At 57.8% G+C, this 16,177-nt stretch carries 14 protein-coding genes and 1 riboswitch; of the genes, 3 read left to right on the plus strand and 11 right to left on the minus strand.

Annotated features, from left to right (window positions below):
• Positions 1-11: 11 nt before the first annotated feature.
• The 11 genes from GPK94_RS04415 to GPK94_RS04465 form a co-directional block, all read right to left on the minus strand.
• Positions 12-2,300 (minus strand): FctA domain-containing protein, encoded by a 2,289-nt coding sequence (locus tag GPK94_RS04415; protein ID WP_215654715.1) that lies wholly within the window; start codon positions 2,298-2,300, stop codon positions 12-14.
• Positions 2,301-2,390: 90 nt separating this feature from the next.
• On the minus strand, positions 2,391-2,564 hold the full coding sequence (locus GPK94_RS04420) for a hypothetical protein (RefSeq protein WP_328821083.1): 174 nt from the start codon (positions 2,562-2,564) through the stop codon (positions 2,391-2,393).
• A gap of 180 nt (positions 2,565-2,744) precedes the next feature.
• A complete protein-coding gene (locus GPK94_RS04425; RefSeq protein WP_215654717.1) occupies positions 2,745-4,184 on the minus strand; it encodes an S-layer homology domain-containing protein in 1,440 nt (479 codons plus the stop codon).
• Positions 4,185-4,198: 14 nt separating this feature from the next.
• Positions 4,199-4,801, minus strand: coding sequence for a hypothetical protein (locus GPK94_RS04430; protein ID WP_215654719.1), 603 nt, complete (start codon positions 4,799-4,801; stop codon positions 4,199-4,201).
• On the minus strand, positions 4,794-8,405 hold the full coding sequence (locus GPK94_RS04435; protein ID WP_215654721.1) for an InlB B-repeat-containing protein: 3,612 nt from the start codon (positions 8,403-8,405) through the stop codon (positions 4,794-4,796). The genes GPK94_RS04430 and GPK94_RS04435 overlap by 8 nt, the downstream gene beginning before the upstream one ends.
• Positions 8,406-8,425: 20 nt before the next feature.
• The gene (locus GPK94_RS04440) at positions 8,426-9,001 is read right to left on the minus strand and encodes a TasA family protein (protein ID WP_215654723.1); all 576 of its coding nucleotides are present in this window, start codon (positions 8,999-9,001) and stop codon (positions 8,426-8,428) included.
• A gap of 190 nt (positions 9,002-9,191) precedes the next feature.
• The gene (locus GPK94_RS04445) at positions 9,192-9,797 is read right to left on the minus strand and encodes a TasA family protein (RefSeq protein ID WP_215654725.1); all 606 of its coding nucleotides are present in this window, start codon (positions 9,795-9,797) and stop codon (positions 9,192-9,194) included.
• A gap of 61 nt (positions 9,798-9,858) precedes the next feature.
• Positions 9,859-10,449 carry a SipW-dependent-type signal peptide-containing protein gene (locus GPK94_RS04450; RefSeq protein WP_215654727.1) on the minus strand — a complete coding sequence of 197 codons (591 nt, stop codon included), beginning with the start codon at positions 10,447-10,449 and terminating at the stop codon, positions 9,859-9,861.
• Between the two features lie 68 nt (positions 10,450-10,517).
• Positions 10,518-11,087: a signal peptidase I gene (locus GPK94_RS04455; protein ID WP_193538800.1), complete on the minus strand. Its 570-nt coding sequence runs from the start codon at positions 11,085-11,087 to the stop codon at positions 10,518-10,520.
• Positions 11,088-11,352: 265 nt separating this feature from the next.
• Positions 11,353-11,442, minus strand: a riboswitch (cyclic di-GMP riboswitch).
• A 223-nt stretch (positions 11,443-11,665) separates the two neighbouring features.
• Complete coding sequence (locus GPK94_RS04460) at positions 11,666-13,168, minus strand: recombinase family protein (protein WP_215654729.1); 1,503 nt, start codon at positions 13,166-13,168, stop codon at positions 11,666-11,668.
• Between the two features lie 132 nt (positions 13,169-13,300).
• Positions 13,301-14,086 carry a dipicolinate synthase subunit DpsA gene (locus tag GPK94_RS04465; RefSeq protein WP_215654731.1) on the minus strand — a complete coding sequence of 262 codons (786 nt, stop codon included), beginning with the start codon at positions 14,084-14,086 and terminating at the stop codon, positions 13,301-13,303.
• A gap of 236 nt (positions 14,087-14,322) precedes the next feature.
• Here GPK94_RS04465 and GPK94_RS04470 point away from each other — a divergent pair, with 236 nt between their 5' ends.
• The 3 genes from GPK94_RS04470 to GPK94_RS04480 are packed head-to-tail and all read left to right on the plus strand — an operon-like array spanning position 14,323 to position 16,161.
• Positions 14,323-15,111, plus strand: a complete 789-nt coding sequence (locus GPK94_RS04470; RefSeq protein WP_101691033.1) for a TIGR04255 family protein — start codon at positions 14,323-14,325, stop codon at positions 15,109-15,111.
• 5 nt (positions 15,112-15,116) lie between these two features.
• Positions 15,117-15,620 carry a GNAT family N-acetyltransferase gene (locus tag GPK94_RS04475; RefSeq protein ID WP_215654733.1) on the plus strand — a complete coding sequence of 168 codons (504 nt, stop codon included), beginning with the start codon at positions 15,117-15,119 and terminating at the stop codon, positions 15,618-15,620.
• A 13-nt stretch (positions 15,621-15,633) separates the two neighbouring features.
• Positions 15,634-16,161, plus strand: a complete 528-nt coding sequence (locus GPK94_RS04480; RefSeq protein ID WP_215654735.1) for an isochorismatase family cysteine hydrolase — start codon at positions 15,634-15,636, stop codon at positions 16,159-16,161.
• The last annotated feature ends 16 nt before the right edge of the window (positions 16,162-16,177 follow it).

Genomic DNA, 16,177 nt, shown 5'->3' on the forward strand with positions numbered 1-16,177 from the left:
TACTCAGAGGCTCAGTCCTCTTCCTCACCCTTCTTCCGGGAGAAGGAGAGATGCAGGCCAGCGCCTACCATGGAGAAGGCCAGGGCCACCAGGCCAGCCGTCACAGCCGGATTCACAGGCGTGGCGACCATACCGGTCTGGGGCAGGTTTCCGAGAGGAGTCTCCCCGTCGTCGATATCCACGACCGCTTCGCCCTCGCCGTCGCCGGTGCCGGGCTGCTCGGTGCCAGTGCCAGACTCGGTACCGGTACCGGTGCCGGGCTCCTCAGGGCCGGGGCCCAGAGGCGTGTTCTCGTCGGGGATCTCTTCCTCCGGAGTGGGAGTCGGAGTGGGGGTGGGCGTGTTGCCACCGTCACCACCATTGCCGGTATTTCCGCCGTCGCCACCGTCACCACCATCGCCGCCATCGTCACGGACATATGTATTCGTGATCACCATGGTCTGGCTGCTGCCGGCAGTCACATCTACGGTGTTGCCATTCTGATCCCCCACCATATAGGTGACAACGAGATCATACTCGCTCAGACCGGCGCCGCTCTCCACCACGGTGTAGGTGCCGGGCTTCAGGTTGGAAAGGATCGTCTGCAGGCCGGTCATCTCACTGCTGGAGATCTCCTTGCGGAAATCATCGGGACCGGTCACAACGATAGTGAAGCTATTCGGTGTGGCGTTCTCGTTCACCACCTGGATGGTCAGTGTGCCCTCGGTCTCCGGGGTCTCGTTCTTGGTGTACTCCACCAGGATCTTGACATCGGAATTTCCGGCCTCACCCTTCAGGTTGCCAAACACTTCCTTCTGCGTGTATCCAGCGCAGTGCTCCTTTTCCAGAGCAGCCAGCTCATCGGTCATGTCGTAGGGCTCATTGACCGAGACGTGATAGCTCTCCAGATACAGCTGCTTCAGGCTGCCGTCCGCCTGGCGGACACCGCCCTGAAGAACCACAAGCCGCTCTCCGGCGGGCTGATAGAAGCCGTTGTAGGTATTGGTAAAGGCAAACTTACCATCGATCGCATTGCCGCTCTGATCCTTCAGCTCAGCCGTCAGCTTGCCGTTCTGCTCCGTCACTACGACCTGGAAGCGATAGATCGCGTTCACATCATAGGTCCAGTCCTTGGCCCCGTCAGGCAGCTCGCACAGCTCATAGGTATACTCGCCGGCAGCCGTATAGGTCAGATTGATGTGCTCGGTATAGCTGCCCACACCGGTGGTCACCATGGATTTTGTCTCCACAGGCCGATTGATACCATTCGTGGTATCCACCAGGAAGAAACGGAAGGTCTCCGCCGGGGCACCGCTGCCCTGCTGGCTGGCCTTGACTGCCTTCTGGATCTCCAGATCCACGCTTGCCTGGGTGGGAACAGACTTGGTATAGTGGAAGGTCTTGTGCTCGCCCTGCTCGCTGATGGCGATGGTCTTGTCCTGAGTCGTCAGGGTGTAGGTGACGTCATCTACGGTGATTGTATCAGGGATTGCCGCACCAAAATCCTTGGTATACTTCTCGCCATCCTGTGTCCAACCCTCCAGCTTATCCTCCAGGAGGGAAATCAAATAAACGCCCTTGTCGTTCAGGGGAATTTCAGGCATCTTGTCAGCGGGAACAGCCTTGGCCTCTTCACCCTCGTAACCATAGGTAAAGCTTACTTCCGCGGAGAAAACCTTCTGCTCGGGAGGCTCGGGAGCCTCATCCTTAAACCACACCTCACAGAACTCCTGGCAGTTCCAGTTGTCATCGTACGCATCGAACACAAACTGATCCGCCGGGATATGGTACTCAAAGCTCTTAATGTCAAACCAGGGATAGTCGAAGAGCCAGCCCTCTTTCATGTAGTTATCGACATAGGTACCATAGAGCACGATCTCCGCAACCTCGTCCGGCTGGATGTAGCGGGTCAGTCCGCTCCACTCCACATTGCCATAGACATTATAGCCGTCTCCGCCCGTGATATCAGCCTGTCTGGCAGTCTCCGCACCATCCTTAGCCACAATTCGCATGCCATTCAGGACCAGCGCGGTAACCCAATCCCCAGCAGGGACCTCATTCCCCGCCTGCTCCCAGCAGTAATTCTGGAAGGACTCACGGGTCATGAGATGATATTCCTTTACGTAAATATCATCCTTCTGCCCATCGATCCCGGGTGTATTCCCCAAATCGTAGGGGGACTTGCTCTCCACAGCACCTCCAGCCAGATCAACGGTGCCTTCTCCGGCCGCCAGCGCCGCCGTAGGCATCAGGCCCAGCAGCATAATGACGGACAGAACAGACGCTAAGATGCGCTTTAGACTCTGTCTCTTTGCCAACATGATCGCTCTCTCCTTTTTCATATGATTGGGAGCACCTTGCTTCCCCTCTTTGTGAGAACGCCTTTCTCACGATTGGTCTTGGATCTGCGCTCATTCCTCCTGAGCCTCATCAGCAGCTTCTTCTTCCAGAGAACTGTCAATGAGTTTCAGTAATTCCAGCGCGCTTCGAAAGGGTTGTTTCCGTTTGCCCTCAGCCCAAGTGACGACACCCTGCCAAGTGGCATTCTGAGCACTGATCACTTGGACCACGAAGGTCTCTCTCACGTGTGTCGCCTCCCATCTGACATTCAGGCGGTTACGCTCTTTGATTATGAGTATATCCTACCGTGGTTACATCTCGGTTACATTTTGATATAGCGCAGTACATTTTTGAAATTTTTCAACACACACAAAAAACAGGCCCCGCCGGTTACGGCGGGGCCTGTTTCCTTGCTCTGGATGAAATTACTTTACCACATAGCTCTCACTGGAAGAGACATACATGACGTCGCCAGGGTTGACGGAGGCGTTGGAATCAGTCCAGGCGCGCTCCAGCGTGGCCCAGTCACGGACGGGGAGGAGTTCGGTCCAGATCTCAAACTGGTTGTCGTTCTCGTCCCGCTCTTCCGAGGGATCATAGTTGTGGGAGTTGGTGGCCTCCTGGATGGCAGTGTAGTACCAGGCAGAAGTATCCATGTTGTCGGGCCAGGTGGTCATACCATCCAGCAGGTGGTCGGCATGGGGCCGGCGGTCCAACACCCGGTTGATGATGGAGATTGCCTCCGCGCGGGTGATGTTGTTGTCCGGACGGAAGGTACCGTCGGTATAACCGCTGATGATGCCCTCGTTGGCCGCCTTGTTGATGGCATCCTGAGCCCAGTGGCCGGAGATATCGCTGAACATATCCGGGCCATCATAGCCGCTGCCGAAGAAGCGGACCGCCATCGCCGCGAACTCAGCGCGGGTAATGGGGGCGTTGGGATCAAAGATCCCGCCGGAGCGGCCGTAGATGATCTTGGCATTGGTCAGCGTGGAGACCGCCTTGTTGAACCAGGCATCCGCCGGCACATCGCTGTACGGGTTGGTAGTCATCCAGTACTGGTTGCGGGAGTCCTCCTTCAGCAGGCGGAAGAAGATCGTAGCCACCTCAGCGCGGTTGATCTCATCCTCGGGATGGACCTTTCCGTCGTCGCGGCCCACAATGTAGGCGAAGTGGTCGCCCTTCTCCAGCTCAGGCAGGTCTCCCAACGGGGTGCTGGGCTCGGGGATATCAGTTCCGCCGCCGCCACCGTCGCCGCCATCACCGCCGGGCTCATACTGCGCAGTAAAGACCCAGTCGATTCCAGCAGCCAGACCCTGGAACTCATTGCCCACCGTGACCGGGATGCTCAGCTTAACGACCAGGTTGCGCTCATCGTCGCTCCCATAGAAGCGCCCCAGGCGCACGCCCTCGCTCAGCTTTGCGCTCAGCTCGGTCACAGGATCGCCATTGACGTCATTGATGGGCTTGCCGTCTTTTTCTGTGATGCTCAGGGTTACACCCTGCTCATCCATAGCCGTCAGCAGCTTGGCATAGTCAGCCTGAGCCTCGGGGTCCTTGCTGGGCTCAGCTTTCAGCCAAATTACCACGGAGCCAGAACCCAACCCAGAGGCATTCACCTTGATCTCCTGGCTCTTTTCATCGCCGGGCATCAGATTGGTAAGCTCCTGGAACAGGTTAGGATAGCCCTCTTCCACAGTCTCGTTGTTTGTGCTCACATTGCGGAACTCAAACTGCTTGTTTGCGTGGTTATAGGTCACGGTAGGTACGCCAGTGTCGGCCAGGGCGGTGACCGCCATGACGCCGCACAGCATAGCCACGGCCACGCCTTCCGCCAACAGAGCGCGGAGTTTATTTTTTTTCATGGTTGGTCACCTCCTTAACCTGCATTCGTCAGGCCGTTAATGTTTCCAGCGTTGTCCAGCGTAACACCCCACGTGGTCTTTACTGCTTCAACGGGCGCGGCCTGGATGGAGTCGGCAATGACCTGGAGATTCATATGGTAACCGGCAGGTTCATTAGTCCCATCTACCTCGGCCTTTGTGATCAAATAGCTGGTGAAGTCCCCTCCGTTGACAGGAGCACGATGATAGTAGTATCCGTCGGAGCCTTCCAGCCAATCATTCTCCATATCGCCCAACGTAATGTTCAGATCACTCAGACTGGCGGGCTTCACGTCCGTTGTCCCATCTTCCGCTTTCTTTTCCCAAGTGGCGACCAGGGCCACACGGATGTAGGCGGGCACATCGCCCTTATTCTGAACGCGGACATTTTCCTTGACCGTTCCATCGAAATCCTCTGTGACTTCCGGTGTGACCTGGCCCATTTTAAAGGTATTGGTCACCGAGTCAGTGTTAGCTACCAGCCAGGCCAGCGTGCCCCCCACCGTAACGGTGAGGGCCAGCGCCAGCGCACAGGCTACGGGCAGCCATTTCCATTTGCGGAAGGCGCGCTTCCCCTCGTTGTGCTTGCGATTAAACATGGTTCACGCCTCCCTCCTGTGTTCCGTCATCCAGTTCCGGGTCTCCGTCAAACTCAGGCTCGCTCTTCTTCTGGTCGTCCCCGTCCCCCTGCTTCTTCTCGCCGGTGGGCAGAGGAGGCACCAGGGCGTCCAAAGTGCCGATGGTCTGATCGGAAGAACCGCTGCTAACCGGATCAAAGTGGTTCTCCGCGCTGTCGCTGCCGCCCAGCCAGTTCTCGTCGTTGCGGGTGTTGGTAAAGGTGACAGTCCCTGTTTCGCTTATGCCCTGAGAAGTCACATTTGCGGTGTACTTCCAGGACCACTTGGTGTCCTCCGTGACGGTATAATTACCGGCGGGAAGATCACAGATCGTCACCGTATGGCTGAGCGCACCCTCGAAGTCCTCAGGATTCATCACGACAGCCATTTCAAAGTTGTTCGCACCGGTGATTTTGAAGATAAAGCTCTGTACCGGCGTTTCGTCCACCACTTTTTCAATGGTAATGTTGATGCTGTTGGCTTCCCACTGAGCAATCAGGACGTTATTCTCCGGCTTCTCGTTATCAACTTGGATGGTCGCACCAGGCTGCACAATCGTATTCGTACCCTGAATCAACCATCCCGTAAACTCATAGCCAGGCTTTTTAGGTGTCTCTAGAACAGTATGTTGACCGTTGTTGTCCACAGGGACCACAATCTTGTCATCTACTATTTCTATGTCGTCATACGTGCCACCATTGAGTATATAGGTCACGGAGGTCTTCACAGGCTTCTCGCCCCACTGGGCCACCAAAACCATATTGGCTGTAACTTCGATCCAATCGCCGGGCTGTACAATTAAACCTGTATCTTCCTCTCCAGCTTTAACCTTCCAGCCCAAGAACACCTTTTTCTCTGGGGGAGTCAGTGTTGTGGGCGCCGCCACTTGGGCGTGGGCTCCACCGGCATACTTGGTCGGGTCGCTGGGCGGCGTACCTTCGCCCTCGCCGCTGGTATAGGTTACCATATAGAATCCTTCACTGATCCACTGGGCAACCAAGGTCATGTCACGGGTGACACCCTGCTCAAAGTCGTAGGGTTCACCATCCTGAGTGAGCCAGCCGCCGAACTGGTAACCATCCCGAATAGGATCGGCAGGCTTTTTCACCTTTTCGCCAGGCTGGAGAGTCTGGCTGTCGATGTTGCCGGTGGCGCCGTTGAGGTCAAAGTCCACGGTATAGGTTACCGATGCCCACTTGGCATAGACGATGATGTCCTCCGCCGGCATGGTCTTGCCGTCGAACACGAACTTCTCAGTCCCTGCGGGGTCCTTGAACCAGCCCGCGAACGTATAGTCGGCAGGGATCCCGGCAGGACGGTCTGGAATGTATTCGTCAGCACTGGAGATATCCGCCTCATACAGATAGGACTGGCTGTACGCCACACCATTCCCGTTGTAGTAGTTGACCTTGTAACTGTTGCGATCATAGTAGAAGCTGGAATTTGCGTAATTTTGTTTCAGACCCGTACTGTACTGGGTATTCAGGGTAAAACCAGTGATCGGATACCGGTCTTCCTCACCGACCGTACTGTCCAGGTCTCCCAGGCTGCGGTCAACATGGTGCAGCTTGTATTTGCCGCCTCCCAGGGGCGCAGGATCATAGCCGGTCTCACCAGGCAAGGCCTCTACATAGTACTCGACCTCACGCAGTTTACCGGAGCTATCAGGCTTATAATAAGTGTATCCGTTAAGCGGCATGACATCAATATTGTTCTGATATTTATTGCCGCCTTTCGTCAAAGCCCAACGGCTGCCACCCTCATGGCTGGGCCACTGGTCGGAGATCTTCGCACCATATTTAGCGGTGATTTGGAAGTCCTCAATCTCCTCCCAACTACCTCCCCACCAACCGCTCCTTTTATACTCCATGAACTTAATCGTATATTCTTCCCGCTCATAATATACGTTCACGATAGTAGAGCCGTTTCCAGCAATCGTCTGCTGTTCGATTGTCTGTGCTGTGAAGGGATAGCCCGTGACAGTACCTCCTGCCGGATTCTTATCCCGGATCTGGTAGTTCTTGGCTTGGGCGTTGGTCATCTCACCCACCTTGCCCCGCAACGTCTCGGATTCATGGTAGGAGTATTCGTCGTCGTTGGCGTTCTCCCACCAGTGGATGACCGTATATGTGACCTCGGTCGAAATCCAGTGGGCATACAGGGTAGTGTCCTCCGTCAGAGGCTGAGCAAATGTATACTTTTCGCCGTCCTCAGGCGCAGTATACCAGCCGTCAAACTGGTAGCCATAGCGGGTAGGAGCAATAGGCTCAGCAGTAGTTTCGCCAGAAATCACAAACTGAGAATCCACACTGGTGCCGCCCTGAGAATCAAAGCGCAGCCAATAGCCGGACTTGATCACCGGATACAGGGTATGATCCTGATCGTTAATGTACAACTCACTGACCACATCTCCGTCCGGCTCTTTACTCCAACCAGTGTTGGCCGTACCAGCTTCCGTCTCTATTGCAGGAAAGTCCGGGTTCAATTGCAGTACTCTATCACCGGCCACCTTTTCTGTATAGATTACTCGAGAATCGACGTCGGTGCCGTCCATATAGAATACATAGTAGGCTGTATCAAAGCGAGCATACAGGTTTACCGTGCTGGACTCCTCAATCGTGCCTACCTCACCAAATCCAGTAAACTCTTTTCCATCTTGCGTATACCAACCGGCAAAAACCTTACCCTCGTCCTCCGACACGGGCGCTTCGGGCTCCAGAAGGGTTTCTCCCGTCTTGACGATCTGTTTGGCATACTCCCGATTATTTACATAGAAAGTATAGGTCGTGGTAGCAGGGGCAGAAGGGCCCACCACATAAATGGAGAACTGATCAGCCTCTACGGAGAGCTCGGCATCCTGACCAGCCTCCACGGTAACGGCTTCACCCACGGGCTCCGCCACAGGCTCCTCACCGCTCTCGTCCAGGTGATAAACCTGAAGCTGGGTCTCGCTGCCGTCCAGCAGGCTGGAACTCTGGTCCACCGTGAAGGAAACACTGACCGTGTCGCCCTCGGGCTGCACCTTTACACCATCCACATCATAGAAGCTGATATCAAAGGCAACCAGAGGTTCATCCTCTTCAAAGGTGGCTACTGTCTCATCCATCACGTAGCGCACCACGTCCATGGGCTCCAGCTCTTCGTTGTCGTAGTTCTCTTCCATAAAGCCAAAGAGTTTCTCCACGAAATTCCAGGCTTTTTCACCAAAATCAAGCTCTTCCTTGATCGGAGTGATGGTGACGGTCGTCCCTTCCGGGAACGCACCCGCAGGCGCAGAAACATCTACGGTAACTCCGTCATAAGTCTCCGACGCTGTCAAAGCCCCTACTTCCTCCGGCGGCAACACTCCGCCAGGAATCTCCCCATCGGGGATCTCGGTCTCCACGGGAGGAGTGGGCTCCACGGGCTCCACAGGATCGGTGGGCTCCACAGGGTACACCGGGTCCACGCTGAAACCGGGGTCCACCTCGCCCGCCGTGGTAAGGGTATCCTCCCCACCCACGGTCGCCAGTGCGGGGGCCATCAGACCGACGGTCATACAACCGGCCAGCACAGCCGCCAACAGGCGTTTCTTCCAGTTATACATACTGCATCACACCTCTTTCCTTACGGAGTGACCGTCTCAGGCCAGCCCTGGACGTCCAGGACAGAGCCGTTTTCGGGAATCTCATTGTTCTTGACCTGAACGGCCTGGGCCTCCACATCGATATCGATGATGCAACCCTGATACTCGTTTCCGGCCTCAGCGGCGAAGGTGACCTCTGTGAAGGGGGTCACCGTCTCATTGACCGCCACGGCGGTGGGGTAGTAGTACCAGCCGTCCTGTTCTACCCACTTCTCCTTGTCCCAGTTGAAGGAGATTACGCGGTTATCCAAATCGGCGGCCTGATCCGCTGCGGTGACGCTCACATCCGCCCGCACCCGGAGCCAGTAGTCCTGATTGCCGGTATTCTTAATCTCTGCCACCTGATCTACGGTCTGGCTGGGGAGAATGCCGTCCAGCTGGCTGGTGCTCTCGCCCACCACAACACCGTTCACGGTTTCGGTCAGGGTCAGATCGACCGTGCCCATGGTGATCTTGTTTTCGGCCCTGCCATCGGTCACGAAATACGCCGCGGTTCCGATGCCCAGGATGGCCAGCAGGGACAGCGCAACGCCGCCCGCTGCGAGTCGTTTTTTCATGTCATCTCCCGCCTTTCCTCTTCACAAATTCAAATACGCTTTAGGGACGAATAGGAGTGCCTGGGGAAGCGGCACTCCCGTTCTGGTAGGGAATCCCAACAGGCAGTGCTGGGAACGTCCTTAGGGCGGCGGGGCGGGGAAATGCCCCGCCGCCCATATTCAATTCGATTCGGTACGGATGTACTAAAGGTTAGGGCGCGGGAGCAAAAGCAGTATTGAAGAACGCCTGCACGGTGGGCAGCTCTTCCGCGCTGATACCGTCTTCCATGTCTTTATAGCTGGTGAAAATGCCCTGCGCCTGTGCCGCATAAGCGGTCACCTTCACGTTGTATTCTGTCGCAGCATCACCATTGGTCAGCGTTGTGGGAACCACGATCTGGTCAAACAGAGCGTCGGTCTTATCGCCCTTATTCAGCGCTTTTGTATAGTAGAAGTAGCCGTCTCCGCCGTCAACCCAGTTGTCACCCAGCTTACCAGTGACATAGTCCGTGCGGTACTCCATCGGATCAATCTTCTCGTCCCACTCAACCTTAATGCGCACAACGCAGGGGTTGGCACCCGTGTTGGTGACCGTAGGATCCTTGGCCAGAGGCTCGCCAGGATAAGCCTCCTTTGCGTCGTTCGCGCCAGTGGCATCCCAGTTGGGCTCGGTCAGGTCGATGCCCACATTACCCACAGTAAAAACGTTGTCGGCCTCATCTTTGTCAGTAAAGTAAGCCAGGGTGGCGCCGCCGATGAGAGTCGCGCCCATGCAGGCCACGAGGCCGCCGGCAACCAGTTTCTTCTTCATGTTCATACGTCATGCTTCCTTTCTAAGTTTGTCACCATGTAGCAATAGCTAAAATTGTTCTAATAAATTAGCTTTTAAACTCAGTAGGCAGCTTGTTGAAGCCATCGTCCGCCTTAGCAGCGTCACCCTCACCGGTCAGACCGTCATACTGAATAGCGGCAGCCTGGAAGGAGAGAGTCGCCTTGTCGAGCTTAACACCATTTACCAGTGCATCCTCATCGGGGTCTACCGTGTTATTAGCAAGAATCCCCAGTTCGGCATTCTCCTCTGCAACCTTCCAATAGTAGTTCTCATGTCCCGCCAGCGGAGTCCAATTATTGGTATCTACAGTAGCGTCAAAGTATGTATCAAAGTCGCTACCCTTCACTACCTTCAGATAGACAATGCTCTTTTCGCTTCCATCATTCACCGTTACTTTGGCTTCTTTGGTAATATTGATACCGGGCGTGACGGTATACTGCTGACCAGTAAAGCCCTCACCCGCAGTCTTCCACTCCTCACCCTGTTTTTCCTGCAGCTTGATGCCTACGTTGCCGATGGTAAAGGTATTCTCGATAGTATCTGTCTTGGCAGTCAGCCAAGCCAGGGTGCCGCCCACGGCGACAGCTGCGGTCAGGGACAGGGCTGCGGTAGTAGCAGCAACTTTCTTCACGTTCATTGTGTTTGCTCCTTTCTCTTCTTAAAGAACATTGGTTGGTCTGGATCTTTGCGAGTACCGGGTCGAATCTATTTACTGCCTTTCGGCGTTCCCCCTGCGTCATCGGCCTTACCCGCTTTCTTGGCGGCGGCCTTCTTGTCCGAATCCTCGGCCCATTTCAGAATCTCCGGTGTGAAGAGCAGGATCAGCAACACGGCGATCACACTCCATCCCACATACATGCCCGGGGCGTGGGTGAGGAAATCGGTGAGGAAGCCCAGCTTTGGGATACAGAACTGGGGTACTCCGATCAGGTTCTCGAAAAGAACCGGGCTTCCGTCGGGACTGTCATTGGCATCCCCCTGCGTGCGGAACCAACCGTCGGTCTCATTGACTTCAATCACCCGGTGGGTGGCAACGGTCAGATCCTCATTCAAGACAAAGGTGATGGGGTCGCCCACCTTTACATCCTGTGGCTCCACATCCTTCACATAGATCAGGGAACCGGTGGGATAGGTCGGCTCCATACTTCCGCTGAGCACTACGTAGGGGGTCAACCCCACCAGACGTACGCCCACCAGAAGGACGGCCACGCCCACCACGATCACCGCCAGGATGGTGGTCAGGGTGTTCCAGAGGACTTTAACTGCTTTGGGCACTGCGCCCTCACCTCGCTTTCTCAGACTGGGAGACCGGGGGACCTTCCCGCCCGGAAGCTCACTTTCTGAATCCGAGTATAGCACCCTGCGGTCACAGAACGGTTACATTTCAAGGTTTGGATGTACATTTTTTATTTCTTTTAAATCGTTCTGTTTCCGCTGTTTTAGAGGTGAAAAAACAGCGCCGCAGACGAACTGTCTGCGGCGCGAACAGGATCCATTCCAGGAAAAGAGCTCAACGCATCGGCAGACCGAACGTCTTTGTCTGGGCAGCCGAACGAGCGTAGCGGCACATGGCCGTGTTAGCTTTCTAGCTTTGCGTCCCATGCTTTCACATGGTTTGCTCTTTTCCAACTTGTAAGCTTGCCGGAGCATGCTCTCCGGCGGGAGATCGCTTCTGTTACAGAGTATAGCACCCTTCGGTCACAAATCGGTTACATTTTAAAAATTTTTCCCGAAAGCCTTAAAGATATATTAAGAACTTCTGTAACGGTAACATTGTAGCACAAATAAATCGCAGATGCAAGTATGCTGGTTGTTTAGTATTCCTCCCATCCCCCTATTTTTCGACCGTCTCTTTATCCATTCTGCACAGTTTCTGCTGCCGGCATCCGAAAGCGGAACCGAATCTCCACCTGTTTTCCCTCCTCCACCAGCACCCGATCCACCAGGGAGAGCACGGCCGGGCGGGTCAGCGGTGCAAAGGTCAGGGTCTCCCGCACCCGCTCGGTCCACCAGGCCGGGTCGTTTCGTGGAGCCGGGGGGAGCGCGCTCAACCGGGCTTCCAGCTCCTCCCGCCGCCGCCGGTTTTCCAGGAGGAGCTCCTGAAATTCCGTCCGGGTGATCACCCCCTCCTCCTGATCCCGGTAGAGATGGACTGTCCGGCGGCGGCAGGCCTGGAGGGCCCGCTCCAGCTCCCCGCGGCGGCGGACCGTTTCGTCTCCCGTCCGGGGCAGGGTACGCGCCGCCAATTCTCCCGGGTCGATCGCCCGGACCAGGGTGCGCAGCAACTCCCCCAGGGCGGAGAGCACCGCGTCCTCCCGCACCCGGTGGGAGGTACACCGCTTGCTCCCCCGCCGGTAGCCCTGACAGACCATGTAACTCCGCGCTCCCTCCCGCACATAGCCCATGGGGGAGCCGCAGGCGGCGCAGAAGGCCAGTCCGGTGAGGAGATGGGCCTCCCCCACAGGCGGACGGTAGCTACGCCGGCGCAGCAGCTCCTGCACCCGGTCGAACTGGGTCTGTGGAATGATGGCCTCATGGGTGTGGGGCACCACCGTCCATGCCTCCGGCGGATGGGCGATCCGCCGTGTGATCTTGTAACTGGCCTTTTCGCTGCGGTTCTGGGTGAGGTGCCCGGCATAGGTGGGATTGGTCAGGATGCGCCGCACCATGGTATCGCTCCACACGCCCCGGGAGCCCTCTCCCCGGCATTGGGCAGGGGTGGGCACCTGGGCGGCACTCAGCGCCCGGGCGGTTCCCCGGACCGAGCCGCTCTCCAGATAGCGGCGAAAAACCTCCTCCACGATCCAGCGCCGCTCCCCATCCACCAGGAGCTTTCCTCGCTGTTCCGGGTCCTTCCGGTACCCCAGAGGAGGGGATGCCCCGATAAAAGCCCCGCTCCGCCGCCGTGCATCCAGAGCGGCACGAACCTTTCGGGAGATATCGGCGGTATAGAAGTCATTGGCCGCCGCCAGAAAGGGCAGCGCGATGGAGGTATGTCCGGCGGCGGTATCGAACCCCTCGCTCACCGCCACATAGCGCACCCCATGGGCCGGGAAAAAGCACTGATAGTAGTAGACCGTTCCGATCTGATCCCGCCCCAGCCGGGACAGGTCCTTGGTGACCACCAGGTCGATGCGCTTCTTCCGGATGTCCTCCAGCAGGCGCTGGAACGCGGGGCGGTCAAAATTGGTACCGGTGTATCCGTCATCCGCATAGATTTCCGTCACCGGCCAGCCCTGCTGCCGGACATACTGGAGCAAAAAGGTCTTTTGGTTGGCGATGCTCATGGACTGGTCGCTCTCCCCCTCGTCCTCCCGGGAGAGGCGGAGGTACAGCCCTACCTTTGGAAGGGACACGGCGGCTCCTCCTTCCCGGCGCGCAGCAGCTCCTCCAAACATTGCATCAGGTCGGGTCCTTCTTGGGCATAGGTCTCACGCACATGGCATTCCGGCTTCATGTTCCACCCCTCCTCTACGGTCATGCTTCCATTATATATAAGGTAGGGTCGTCCTATGCCTTCCCAATGCCACACCCGCCCCCCCTGGCTTGGAGGCCAGGTCCAGTACCAGGCAGCCCGGTTTCAGATCCCGCAGGGTCTCCTCCTCCAGGAGCCGGGCCGGCACGGTATTGAGGATCAGATCATAGCCGCACAGCCAGCCCCGCAGCTGCCCGCTGTGTTCCACCCCGTAGCCCTCCGCCTCGATCCAGGCCAGATCGGACCACTTCCGGGCGGCCACGCTCACCCGGGCGCCCAGCGCCGCCAGCCGAGGGGCCAGCGCTCTTCCCAGCCGCCCGTAACCCACTACGAGCACCCGGGCGCCGTGGAGGGTGATGGGCAGCTCCTCCATGGCGATCTGGATCGCCCCCTCGGCCGTGGGCACCGCGTTGGCTATGGCAAGCTCTTCCCGGGCAAAATAGTCGTGCAGGGTCAGTCCCCGGGCATCGGCCAGCGCGGCTACCGGCGGCGTGACCAGCCCGGCGCAGACGATCTGGCCCGGGCGCAGGCGGTCCAGCACTTCGGCCAGGGGAAGGCTCCCCTCTGACAGCGGGGTGTTGAGCAGCGTCCCCTCTCCGATCACAGGCAGGGGAAGGATCACGCAGTCCGCCCGCACGGCCCCCCGCAGATCCCGTTCCGGCTCCACGCCCTCCCCCAGTTCCCCCGCCCGCTCCAGGGCATAGGTATGAACCGTATGTCCGTCTCTGGCCAGCTGGACGGCCAGCTGCGCCTGCCGCTGGTCTCCGCCCACCACCCAGATATTCCACTCATGTTTCATGGCACAACTCCTCCTCCATGTTCCGTTGCTGTCTTATCCTATTCCGCCGCTGGAAAAGGGTGCGCGCCCTCTTTTTCCCGGTCACCGTTTCGGTATGGATTGTGTAAAAAACAGAAATATCCACCATTCTCTCTTGTTACTTTTACTGTTACGCATTATAATAGTAGAGAATATACCCATGAACGGGCCCCTGTCCCTGAACAGACCCGAACAAAATACAGGAGGAACACGACCCTATGCTATTTGCCAAGTACGAGCGCTGCCTCTACCAGCGCAGCCCCCTCATTGAGGTGATCTGCCAGCTCCGCTTCCCCACCATCCTCTCCATCGGCTCTCAGGAGCCCGCGGAGTTCCAGGAGGCCATCCGGCACGAATTCCCGCAGTTTGTGGCCCGGCAGGAGCGTCCCGCCCCCAAGATCACCGGTCTGGGCACCCCCGACGCCAAGGTGGAGCAGCAGCCCCCCATCACCAACTATAATTTCATCACCCAGGACGGATTCTGGAAGCTGAATCTGACCAGCAACTTTATCGCTCTGTCCACCCTGCGCTACACCCGCTGGGAGGATTTTGCCCTGAAGCTGGACAAGGCCGTGGCCGCCTTCCTGCAGATCTACCACGCCGACTATTTTGAGCGGGTGGGCCTGCGCTACGTCAACGCCATCTCCAAGGAGCGCCTGGGCCTGACCGATCTTCTGTGGGACGATCTGCTCCAGAGCCCCTATATCGGCATCCTGGGCGAGCCCGATGTGGACGAGAAGGAAGTCAACAAGTGCTCTCTGGACATTGAGACCCGTCTGGGCACCGACAGCCGCCTGAAGCTCCACGCCGGTCCCGGCCTGCTCAACGGCGGGAAGCAGGACCCCAAGCCCCGCTTCATTCTGGACCAGGATCTCTCCACGGTGGGCAAGCTCACCCCCGAGCAGCTCCCCGAGCGTCTGGAGACCCTCCACGGCTTCGCCGGAGGCCTCTTCCACGGCGCCATCACCGACGAACTGCACGAGGCCATGGGCCCCATGGCGCTCTAAGCTCCATGCCCATCATCCGCTGTGCCGCTCCCGCCGATCTGGATGCCGTCTGGGCCCTGGTCGAGCGGGCCGTGGCCCATATGAATGCCATTGGCAATCCCCAGTGGGGCGCGGACTATCCCACTCGCGCCCTCTATGCGGGGGATATTGACCGTGGGGAGCTCTATGTGGCCTGTACCGAGACGGGCGCCATTCTGGGCGTGGCCTGCCTCAACCGCAGCGAGACTCCGGAGTATGCCTCCATTCCTTGGCAGTACCGGGGGGAGGTCTATTCGGTCCACCGCCTGGCGGTGGACCCGGCCACCCAACGCCAGGGTGTGGCCACCGCGCTGCTCTCCTTTGCGCAGGACCTGGCCCGGCAGAACCATGTGTCCGCCCTCCATGTGGACACCTACTCTCTCAATCACCGGATGCAGGCCCTCTTTACCAAGCAGGGCTTTGTCCGGCGGGGCGAGATCCATCTGCACGGACGGCCTCTTCCCTATCCCTGCTTTGAAAAACTCCTGTAAAGTGTGATAACACATGAAAAAATTACTGATCGTAGTGGATTATCAAAAGGACTTCGTGGACGGCGCTCTGGGCTTTGCCGGCGCCGAGGCATTGGACGCGTCCATTGCCCAGCGCATTGCGGACTATCGTGCCGCAGGCAACGACGTGGTCTTTACGCTGGATACCCATGGCACCAACTACGCCCAGACCCAGGAGGGCCGCAAACTGCCCGTCCCCCACTGTCTCTTTGGAGAGGCAGGATGGGAGCTCTACGGCTCCACCGCCGCCGCCCGTGGGGATGGGGACTGCGTCTTCCGCAAGCCCACCTTCCCCTCCCTGGAGCTGGCTGAGTGGCTCAAAGGCCGCAGCTATGCCCAGGTAGAGCTGTGCGGGCTGGTCTCCCACATCTGCGTTCTCTCCAACGCGGTGATGGTCAAGGCCGCCCTGCCCGAGGCCGAGATCCTGGTGGATGCCCGGCTCACCGCCTCCTTCGATCCCGCGCTCCACGAAAAGGCGCTGGATGTGTTGGAGGGGCTCCAGGTCACCGTGACCAACCGCTGAACCCGTACTCCCGCCG

This window comes from Pseudoflavonifractor sp. MCC625 (assembly GCF_018784545.1).
In the GTDB taxonomy this organism is placed as follows: domain Bacteria; phylum Bacillota; class Clostridia; order Oscillospirales; family Oscillospiraceae; genus Pseudoflavonifractor_A; species Pseudoflavonifractor_A gallinarum.